At 73.6% G+C, this 8304-nt stretch carries 9 protein-coding genes; 8 read left to right on the top strand and 1 reads right to left on the bottom strand.

The genetic code is table 11. From position 1 onward, the window contains the following. Positions 1-138: 138 nt before the first annotated feature. The 8 genes from ACFC1T_RS37765 (at position 139) to ACFC1T_RS37730 (ending at position 7657) form a co-directional block, all read left to right on the top strand. A complete protein-coding gene (locus ACFC1T_RS37765; protein ID WP_375897168.1) occupies positions 139-969 on the top strand; it encodes an aldo/keto reductase in 831 nt (276 codons plus the stop codon). A gap of 112 nt (positions 970-1081) precedes the next feature. Continuing rightward, positions 1082-2092, top strand: a complete 1011-nt coding sequence (locus ACFC1T_RS37760; RefSeq protein ID WP_375897165.1) for an aldo/keto reductase — start codon at positions 1082-1084, stop codon at positions 2090-2092. A 53-nt stretch (positions 2093-2145) separates the two neighbouring features. Then, complete coding sequence (locus ACFC1T_RS37755; RefSeq protein ID WP_375897163.1) at positions 2146-2565, top strand: SRPBCC family protein; 420 nt, start codon at positions 2146-2148, stop codon at positions 2563-2565. A 176-nt stretch (positions 2566-2741) separates the two neighbouring features. Further along, a complete protein-coding gene (locus ACFC1T_RS37750; protein WP_375897160.1) occupies positions 2742-3635 on the top strand; it encodes a polysaccharide lyase in 894 nt (297 codons plus the stop codon). A gap of 178 nt (positions 3636-3813) precedes the next feature. Continuing rightward, positions 3814-5016, top strand: a complete 1203-nt coding sequence (locus ACFC1T_RS37745) for an MFS transporter (protein WP_375897157.1) — start codon at positions 3814-3816, stop codon at positions 5014-5016. Between the two features lie 149 nt (positions 5017-5165). Beyond that, positions 5166-5795, top strand: a complete 630-nt coding sequence (locus tag ACFC1T_RS37740; protein WP_375897154.1) for a hypothetical protein — start codon at positions 5166-5168, stop codon at positions 5793-5795. A gap of 32 nt (positions 5796-5827) precedes the next feature. Continuing rightward, positions 5828-6181 (top strand): ArsR/SmtB family transcription factor, encoded by a 354-nt coding sequence (locus ACFC1T_RS37735; protein WP_375897152.1) that lies wholly within the window; start codon positions 5828-5830, stop codon positions 6179-6181. A 111-nt stretch (positions 6182-6292) separates the two neighbouring features. Next, complete coding sequence (locus ACFC1T_RS37730) at positions 6293-7657, top strand: MFS transporter (protein WP_375897149.1); 1365 nt, start codon at positions 6293-6295, stop codon at positions 7655-7657. A 53-nt stretch (positions 7658-7710) separates the two neighbouring features. On the opposite strand, the gene ACFC1T_RS37725 is transcribed toward ACFC1T_RS37730, so the two are convergent. Further along, positions 7711-8037, bottom strand: a complete 327-nt coding sequence (locus ACFC1T_RS37725; RefSeq protein WP_375897148.1) for a hypothetical protein — start codon at positions 8035-8037, stop codon at positions 7711-7713. Positions 8038-8304: the final 267 nt, after the last annotated feature.

The raw sequence follows: 8304 nt of genomic DNA, 5'->3' as shown, positions 1-8304 counted from the left end.
GCCCGAGAGATCTACCGAGTCCTGACCACGCCCAGCACACCGAGCACCACCACCGAGCAGCTCACCATCGCTGCTTGACATCCATAAGAGCATCCACCTCCCCCTACCCCCCAGAACCACCGAAGGAACCCAGGAACCATGAGCGCCCCCTCCATCCCCACCGTGAAGCTGAACAACGGCGTCGAGATCCCCCAGCTCGGCTTCGGCGTCTTCCAGGTCCCCGACGACGAGACCACCACCGCCGTCACCGCCGCCCTCGAAGCCGGCTACCGCAGCATCGACACCGCCGCGATCTACGGCAACGAGGCCGGCGTCGGCCGCGCCCTCGCCGCCTCCGGCCTGGCCCGCCAGGACCTCTTCGTCACCACCAAGCTGTGGAATGCCGACCAGGGTTACGACGCCACCCTGCGCGCCTTCGACGCCGGCCTCGCCAAGCTCGGCCTCGACACCGTCGACCTCTACCTCATCCACTGGCCCACCCCGGCCCGGGACCGCTACGTCGACTCCTGGCGCGCGATCGAGCGCCTCACCGCCGAGGGCCGGATCCGCGCCGCCGGCGTCTCCAACTTCCAGCCCGCCCACCTCCAGCGCCTGCTGGAGACCAGCGAGCTCGTCCCCGCCGTCAACCAGGTCGAGCTGCACCCCGGCCTCCAGCAGAGCGAGCTGCGCGCCTTCCACGCCCGGCACGGCATCGCCACCGAGGCCTGGAGCCCGCTCGCCCAGGGCGCCGTCCTCGACGACCCGGCCGTCACCGCGATCGCCGAGCGCACCGGCAAGTCCCCGGCCCAGATCGTGCTGCGCTGGCACCTCCAGCTCGGCAACGTCGTCATCCCGAAGTCCGTCACCCCCGCCCGGATCCGGCAGAACCTCGACGTCTTCGACTTCGAGCTGACCGAGCAGGACATGGCCGACATCGCCGCGACCGACCGCGGCCTGCGCACCGGCCCCCACCCGGACCAGTTCAACTGACCGACCCCGCACCCCGACGGCCTGCCGACGGCGCTCGACGCCGTCGGCCGCCCGCCGCGCGCAACCACACCACCGCCCCCACCGTCGGGGCAGCAACCCCAAAGGCATTGTCATGTCCATCAAGAACATCCTCTCCGGCAAGCTCGGCTTCGGCACCGCCCCGCTCGGCAACATGTTCCGCGCGATCCCCGAGGACGAGGCCGCCGCCACCGTCGAGGCCGCCTGGGAGCACGGCGTCCGCTACTTCGACACCGCCCCCTTCTACGGCGCCGGCCTCGCCGAGGAGCGCCTGGGCCGGGTCCTGGCCGGCAAGCCGCGCGACGCGTACGTGCTGTCCACCAAGGTCGGCCGGGTCGTCCTCGACGAACGTGAGGAGGGCGCCCGCGACCTCGGTGAGAAGGGCGGCCTGTTCGAGCACGGCAACCCCAACAAGATGCTCCACGTCTGGACCGCCGACGCCACCGAGCGCTCCATCGAGGACAGCCTCCAGCGCCTGGGCACCGACCGGCTGGACGTCGTCTGGGTCCACGACATCGCCCAGGACTTCCACGGCGACGAGTGGCTCGCCAAGTTCGAGGAGGCCCGCACCGGCGCCTTCCGCGTCCTCGGCCGGCTGCGCGACGAAGGCGTCATCAAGGCCTGGGGCCTGGGCGTCAACCGGACCGAGCCGATCGAGCTCACCCTCTCCCTCGACGAGCCCCGGCCCGACGGCTTCCTGCTCGCCGGCCGCTACACCCTGCTCGACCACGACCACGCGCTCCAGCGCCTGCTGCCGATGGCCCAGGAGCAGAACGTGGACATGGTCGTCGGCGGTCCCTACAGCTCCGGGATCCTCGCCGGCGGTACCCACTTCGAGTACCAGCAGGCACCCGAGCACATCGTCCGGCGGGTCACCGAGCTCAAGGAGCTCACCGCCCGGCACGGCGTCTCCGTCAAGGCCGCCGCGCTGCAGTTCTCCCTCGCCCACCCCGCCACTGCGGCCGTCATCCCCGGCGCCACCAGGCCCAGCCGGATCGCGGAGGACACCGCCGCCCTGAACGAGACCGTCCCGGCCGCGTTCTGGCACGACCTGCGGGCCGCCGGCCTGGTCAGCCCCGCCGCCCCGCTCCCCCACGACGCCTGAGCCCCGGCCGCACACCCCACGCCGTCCCCCGTACTGCCCCCAGGAGATGCACCATGGCCTCCACCTCCGTCAGCCGCGTCCTGCCCGCCTCCCCCGAGAAGGTCTGGGACCTCATCGGCGGCTTCGACTCCCTGCCCGACTGGCTCCCCTACATCCCGGAGAGCACCGCCTCCGAGGACGGCCGCGTCCGCAGCCTCAAGAACCCCGACGGCGAGGTCATCGTCGAGCGCCTCGTCGGCTTCGACGAGGCCGCGCGCCACTACTCGTACGCCATCCTCCGGGCGCCGTTCCCGGTCACCGGCTACCTCTCCACCCTCCGGGTGCACACCGTCCCCGGCCGCGACGACCTCGCCGAGGTCCAGTGGTCCGGCCGTTTCAACCCGGACGGCGTCACCGCCGCCGAGGCCGAGGAGCTCTTCGCCGGCATCTACCGGGACGGCCTCGACGCCCTCCACCGGACGCTCGCGGGCTGACCCGGCGGGCCGTCGACCCTCGTTCAACGGCTGTGGCCGGGTGGGCGGTTCACCTCCTTCGTGAACCGCCCACCCGGCCACAGCCCTTTCCCCTTCCCTGCCCCGCCCTTTACCCAAGCCCGACCCGGGTGTGCGGCATGATCTGTACGGATCAACCGCCGACCGAGGAGCCACCGATGCCCCGCTCCGCGCGCACCGCCGCCCTGGCCGCACTCGCCCTGCTCGCCGCCGCCGGCTGCGCGGCCACCCCCGCAGGGGCCCGTACCCAGCCGCCCACCGGCTCCGCCACCGCCGCTCCCGCACCCAGCGGCTCGGCCGCCTGGACCGGCGGCTTCCGCGGCTACGGCACCGCCCAGTGGCAGCGCTCCTGGGGCGTCGCGGGCCAAGGTGCCTGGGGCGCGGCCGACTTCACCTCCGTCGAGGACCGGACCGCCCCCGACGGCGGCCCCGCGCTCCAGGTGACGTACGGCGCCGGCTCCTCCGCCAACTCCTGCACCGACTGCCCCAATCCGGGCGGCGGCCAGTTCTACACCGACCTGAACGCGCTCGGCCTGTCCGCCCTCGCCCAGGGCCCCACCCTGGACCTCAAGTACTCCCTCCGCTTCCCGACCGGCCGCGACTGGGGCAAGGCCGGCAAGCTGCCGGGCCTGTACGGCGAGAAGATCGGCCAGGAGTCCGGCGGCAACCACGGCGCGGGCTGGTCCACCCGCTACATGTGGCGGGGTGCCAACGGCAGCCCCGACAACGGCGAGGTCTACCTCTACACCCCGACCGACTCCGGCCCGACCGGCTACGGTGTGGACGAGGGCCTGGGCGACTGGCACTTCCAGGCCGACGACCGCTGGCACACCGTCGAGCAGTCGGTGAACCGGAACACCGGCGAGGTCACCGTCTGGTACGACGGCCGCCAGGTGTACTCCGCCAGGGTCGCCTCCGGCATCGCCTCGATCCCCTTCGGCGGGGTGCTGTTCTCGACCTTCTACGGCGGCCACGACACCAGTTGGGGCCCGGCCAGTACCCAGCACGCCCAGTTCGCCGGGTTCTCGCTCTCCGCCGGCGTCCAGCACTGACGGGCGGGGGCCTCACCGCCCTCGTCAAGGGGGTTTCCGGACTCCGGGATCCCAGCTGGAAATGGTCGGTGAAGGGCGTCCAAACATGTAGCGGTCATGCCATACTGCGTCGGTGACCTCAGCCAGCCCAGCGACACCCCCGCACCGCTCCAGGCCCCAACTGGGCCGGAAATTCACCATGCTGTGGTCGGCCTCGTCGATCTCGGCGGTCGGCGACGGCATGCGGGACTCGTCGCTTCCGTTGCTCGCCCTGGCCATCTCGGACTCCCCGTCGGCGGTGTCCGTGGTCGCGGTGGCCGGATCCCTCCCCTGGCTGCTGATGGCCCTGTTCGGCGGCGTCATCGCCGACCGCTTCGACCGCCGCCGGCTGATGTGGACGATCGACCTCGGCCGCGCCGCCATCCTGCTGGGGTTCGCCGCCTGGGTCTTCTCCACCACCCCGCCGCTCGCCCTGCTCGCCGCCCTGGCCTTCGTCCTCGGCTGCGGGGAGACGGTGTTCGTGAACGCCGCCACCTCGACCATCCCGGACGTGGTCCGCTCCGAGCAGCTGGACGTCGCCAACGGCCGCCTCCAGGGCGGCCTGCTGGTCGGCCGGATGATCGGTCCGCTGGTCGGCACCAGCCTGTTCGCGATCGCGGCCGGCTACCCGTTCACCGTCGACGGCGTCTCCTTCGCCCTCGCCGCCGCCCTGGTCGCCGCGACCGGCCGCTCGGGCTCCCCCCGGGCGCGGTCCGAGCGCCGGGTCATGGCCGAGGTCCGCGAGGGCGTCCGCTGGCTGTACGGGCACAAGCAACTGCGCCTGGTCGCCTCGCTCTCCGCCGTGGCCGCGGGCGCCTCCTCCCTCGGCATCACCATGATGGCGCTGCTGGTCACCCGCACCCTGCACGAGCCCACCTGGGCCTTCGGCGCCGTCCTCGCCACCGGCGTGGCCGGCGGCACCGCCGCCAGCATGGTGGCCGGCCGGATCGGCGAGCGGCTGGGCCGGCGGGCCCGGATCACCCTCGCCTTCGTGCTGATGGGCTCCTCGCTGCTGCTGATGGGCCTGAGCCCCTCGGTGTTCGCGGTGGCCCCGCTGTTCGCGCTCGGCAACTTCGGCGTGGTCACCTGGAACGTCCAGGCGATCTCGCTGCGCCAGCAGACCGTGCCCAAGGAACTGCTCGGCCGGGTCAACAGCTGCTACCTGATGCTCTCCCGGGTCGGGATGCTGATCGGCGCCGGCCTCAGCGGCTGGATCGGCTCCACCGTCGGCATCCGCACCCCGATCGTCATCGCCGGTGCGCTGATCCTCGCCGCACTGTTCGTGATCCCGCGGATGGGCGACCTCGAACCGGCCCCGGCGCCCGTCGCCGAGGAGCAGGCGGTCGAGCAGCGCGCGGGCTGACCCGTCCTGACCGACTGACCGACTGACCGCAGGCTCGACGGCGGCGGCTCCCTCCCCCGGGGGAGCCGGTTCCTCCTCCCGGCCGAGGCCCACCCCCCGGTCCGGCTGCGAGCGTTGGGGCACCGCCCCCGCCGCACCGGAGAGCCCCCATGACCGCCCTCGCCCAACTCCTGCCCGCCACCGGCCGCCTGCGCACTGCCACCGGCCGCCTGCGCACCGCCTGGGCCTCCGCCCACACCCCCGTCCCCGGCGTTCCGCGCTGGGCCGGGCTCGCCGCCCGGGCGGTGCCGCTCACCGTCCTGCCGTCCAGCGCCTGGCGGATCGCCACCTGCACCTTCCACGCCCCGCTGGACGGCGACGCGGTGCAGGACTCCGGCAGCCTCCCCTGGTGGCTGCCGCTGGAGCTGTACGTCGTCCTGTTGTCGGCCGTCTCCGAGCTGCTCGCCTTCACCGCGCTCGGCCTGGTCGCCCGCTGGGGCGAGGTGCTCCCGCGCCGGCTCCCGCTGCTGGGCGGCCGCCGTGTCCCGGTCGCGGCGGCCGTCGTCCCGGCCGCGCTGGGCGCCGCCGCGCTCAGCGTCGGCACGCTGCTGTTGACCATGCTGCTCTCGACCGGCCGCGACCTCCGGGGCCGACCGCTGCCCGACGGCCTCCCGATGCTGTCCGGCGACTGGCACACCGTCGTCCTGGTCGCCTGCTACGCCCCACTGCTGCTCTGGGGCCCGCTGCTGGCCGCCGTCACCTGGGCCTACCTCCGCCGCCGACGCGGTCCCTCGTCATGAGCGCACCTGCGCACACACCATAGACTGCGGGCATGAGCTCCGGCACCGATCTGGCAGATGCACACCGCTCGCAGCAGCGGGCCGAGGCGCGGCTGGACGTCGCCGCCTCCGTCCTCTCCCTGCTGGCCGACCGCACCCGGCTGGCGCTGCTGGAGCGGCTCGGCCGGGGCGAGGCGGACGTGACCACGCTGACCGAGGCGACCGGAGCCGCCCGGCCCTCGGTCAGCCAGCACCTGGCCAAGCTGCGGCTGGCCGGGCTGGTCGCCACCCGCAAGGACGGCCGGCGGGTGGTCTACTCGCTGCGCCACGGGCACCTGCGCCGGCTGGTGGACGAGGCCCTGAACGTCGCCGACCACCAGATCGGGCACCTCCCCCCGCACGACTGAGCCCCGGCCGGTCCGCGCAGGTCGTTCCGTCTGACAAACAGGTGCACACGTATGCACGCATTGCCTATGATGGGCGCACCACCACCCCCACCTCCGCCCCGGGACGGGCCCATGCTGACCGTGCTGCGCAACCGCACCTACCGCCACCTGTTCACCGCCCAGGTCGTCGCCCTGGTCGGCACCGGCCTGGCCACCGTGGCGCTCTCGCTGCTCGCGTACTCGATCGCCGGGAACGACGCCTCGGCCGTCCTCGGCACCGCACTGGCGATCAAGATGGTCGCGTACGTGACGATCGCCCCGGTCGCCGGAGCCCTCGCCGGGCTGGTCCCCCGGCGCACCCTGATGGTCGCCATGGACCTCACCCGGGCCGCCGTCGCCCTCACCCTGCCGTTCGTCGACCGGGTGTGGCAGGTCTACGTCCTGATCTTCCTGCTCCAGGCCGCGTCCGCCGCCTTCACCCCGACCTTCCAGGCCACCATCCCCGAGGTGCTGCCCGCCGAACGCGACTACACCCGGGCGCTGTCGATGTCCCGGCTCGCCTACGACCTCGAATCGCTGTTCAGCCCGGCGCTCGCCGCCCTGCTGCTCTCCGTGGTCCCGTACCACTGGCTGTTCGCCGGGACGACCGCGGGCTTCCTCGCCTCCGCCGCCCTGGTCGTCTCCGTCGTGCTGCCCAGGCCCCGGCCGGTCGAACGCACCGACGGGATCTACCGCAGGGCCGCGTTCGGCACCCGGCTGTTCCGGGCCACCCCACGGCTGCGGGCACTGCTCGCCCTGGACCTCGCGGTGGCGGCCGCCGGCGCCATCGTCTTCGTCGACACCGTCAACGTGGTCCGCGACCACTTCCACCGCCCGGTCGGCGCCGTCTCGCTGGCCCTCGGCGCGTACGGCGTCGGCTCGATGCTCGCCGCCCTGCTGCTGCCGCGGCTGCTCACCCGGGTCAGCGACCGGTCCGTCATGCTGCCCGCCGCCTTCGCCCTGCCCGGCGTCCTCGCCGCCGTCACCGCGATCACCGCCGCCCCGGCCGGCACCGGCAGCTGGCTCGCCCTGCTCGCCGCCTGGGCCCTGATCGGCGCCGCCGGCTCGGCCGTCCTGACACCCGGCGGCCGGGTGGTCCGCCGCTCCGCCGCCGACCCCGACCTGCCGGCCGCGTTCGCCGCCCAGTTCTCGCTGTCGCACGGCTGCTGGCTGCTCACCTACCCGCTGGCCGGCTGGCTCGCCGCCGGCGCCGGACTCCCCGCCACCGCGGTCGTCCTGGGCGCGGTCGCACTCGCCGCCGCCCTGGCCGCCACCGCCCTGTGGCCCGCCCGGGACCCGGACGCCCTCAGCCACCGCCACACCGAGCTGCCGCTCGGCCACCCCCACCTCGCGGACGCCCGCCCCACCCCCGACGGCAGCTGGCAGCACGGCCACCACTACGTGATCGACCAGCACCACCCCACCTGGCCCCACCCGCCCCGCGCCGCACTGAACTGAACTGAGCGGTGGGGCCGACGGACGGCCGGCCCCGGTCCCACCGGGGCCCCGGGTCAGCCCCTGGTCACCGGGATGCTGTGCGCGGCCATCGCCGCCGCCAGCCGGTCCGGCTCGTCCGGGGTGATCACCGGCTTGACCCGGGCGCCGAGGTCGACGACGAAGGCCACGCTCTTGTCGATCCGCCCCAGGTCCAGGTTGAAGTAGTGCACGAAGTCCCCGGAACCCCAGATCCGCCACCGCCCGCCGACCCGGGTCAGCGGCACCTGCCGCAGCCCGCGGATCCGCCCGTACGGGATCCGCTTGGCGGACGCCAACGGGAAGTAGTACCGGCGAATCACGAGCTCACGCGCGGTGCACGTCACCAGACCGTCGTTGTACATGCGGGCCAGGCTAGCCCCGGCCCCCCGCGCAAGCCCTCCCATCGGAGGCCGGTCCGGTCAGGTCCGCCCGGACGTCGCATTGGGGGGACTACCTGGTGATACGCCTACTGCTCCCCGCGGACGTACACCTGGGCGGACCCGGAAATGCGAAAAGGCCCACCCGGTCACCCGCGTGGGCCTTCTCTGAATGATTGTTCGGCGGCGTCCTACTCTCCCACAGGGTCCCCCCTGCAGTACCATCGGCGCTGTGAGGCTTAGCTTCCGGGT

It is taken from the genome of Kitasatospora sp. NPDC056076 (assembly GCF_042266305.1).
Taxonomy (GTDB): Bacteria; Actinomycetota; Actinomycetes; order Streptomycetales; family Streptomycetaceae; genus Kitasatospora.
This window is presented reverse-complemented; position numbering and strand designations above follow the sequence as displayed.

Coding starts and splice junctions, on each gene's coding strand:
- ACFC1T_RS37760 (WP_375897165.1), top strand. CDS start 1,082: ATGTCCATCAAGAACATCCTCTCCGGCAAGCTCGGCTTCGGCACCGCC.
- ACFC1T_RS37750 (WP_375897160.1), top strand. CDS start 2,742: ATGCCCCGCTCCGCGCGCACCGCCGCCCTGGCCGCACTCGCCCTGCTC.
- ACFC1T_RS37735 (WP_375897152.1), top strand. CDS start 5,828: ATGAGCTCCGGCACCGATCTGGCAGATGCACACCGCTCGCAGCAGCGG.
- ACFC1T_RS37765 (WP_375897168.1), top strand. CDS start 139: ATGAGCGCCCCCTCCATCCCCACCGTGAAGCTGAACAACGGCGTCGAG.
- ACFC1T_RS37740 (WP_375897154.1), top strand. CDS start 5,166: ATGACCGCCCTCGCCCAACTCCTGCCCGCCACCGGCCGCCTGCGCACT.
- ACFC1T_RS37725 (WP_375897148.1), bottom strand. CDS start 8,037: ATGTACAACGACGGTCTGGTGACGTGCACCGCGCGTGAGCTCGTGATT.
- ACFC1T_RS37745 (WP_375897157.1), top strand. CDS start 3,814: ATGCTGTGGTCGGCCTCGTCGATCTCGGCGGTCGGCGACGGCATGCGG.
- ACFC1T_RS37755 (WP_375897163.1), top strand. CDS start 2,146: ATGGCCTCCACCTCCGTCAGCCGCGTCCTGCCCGCCTCCCCCGAGAAG.
- ACFC1T_RS37730 (WP_375897149.1), top strand. CDS start 6,293: ATGCTGACCGTGCTGCGCAACCGCACCTACCGCCACCTGTTCACCGCC.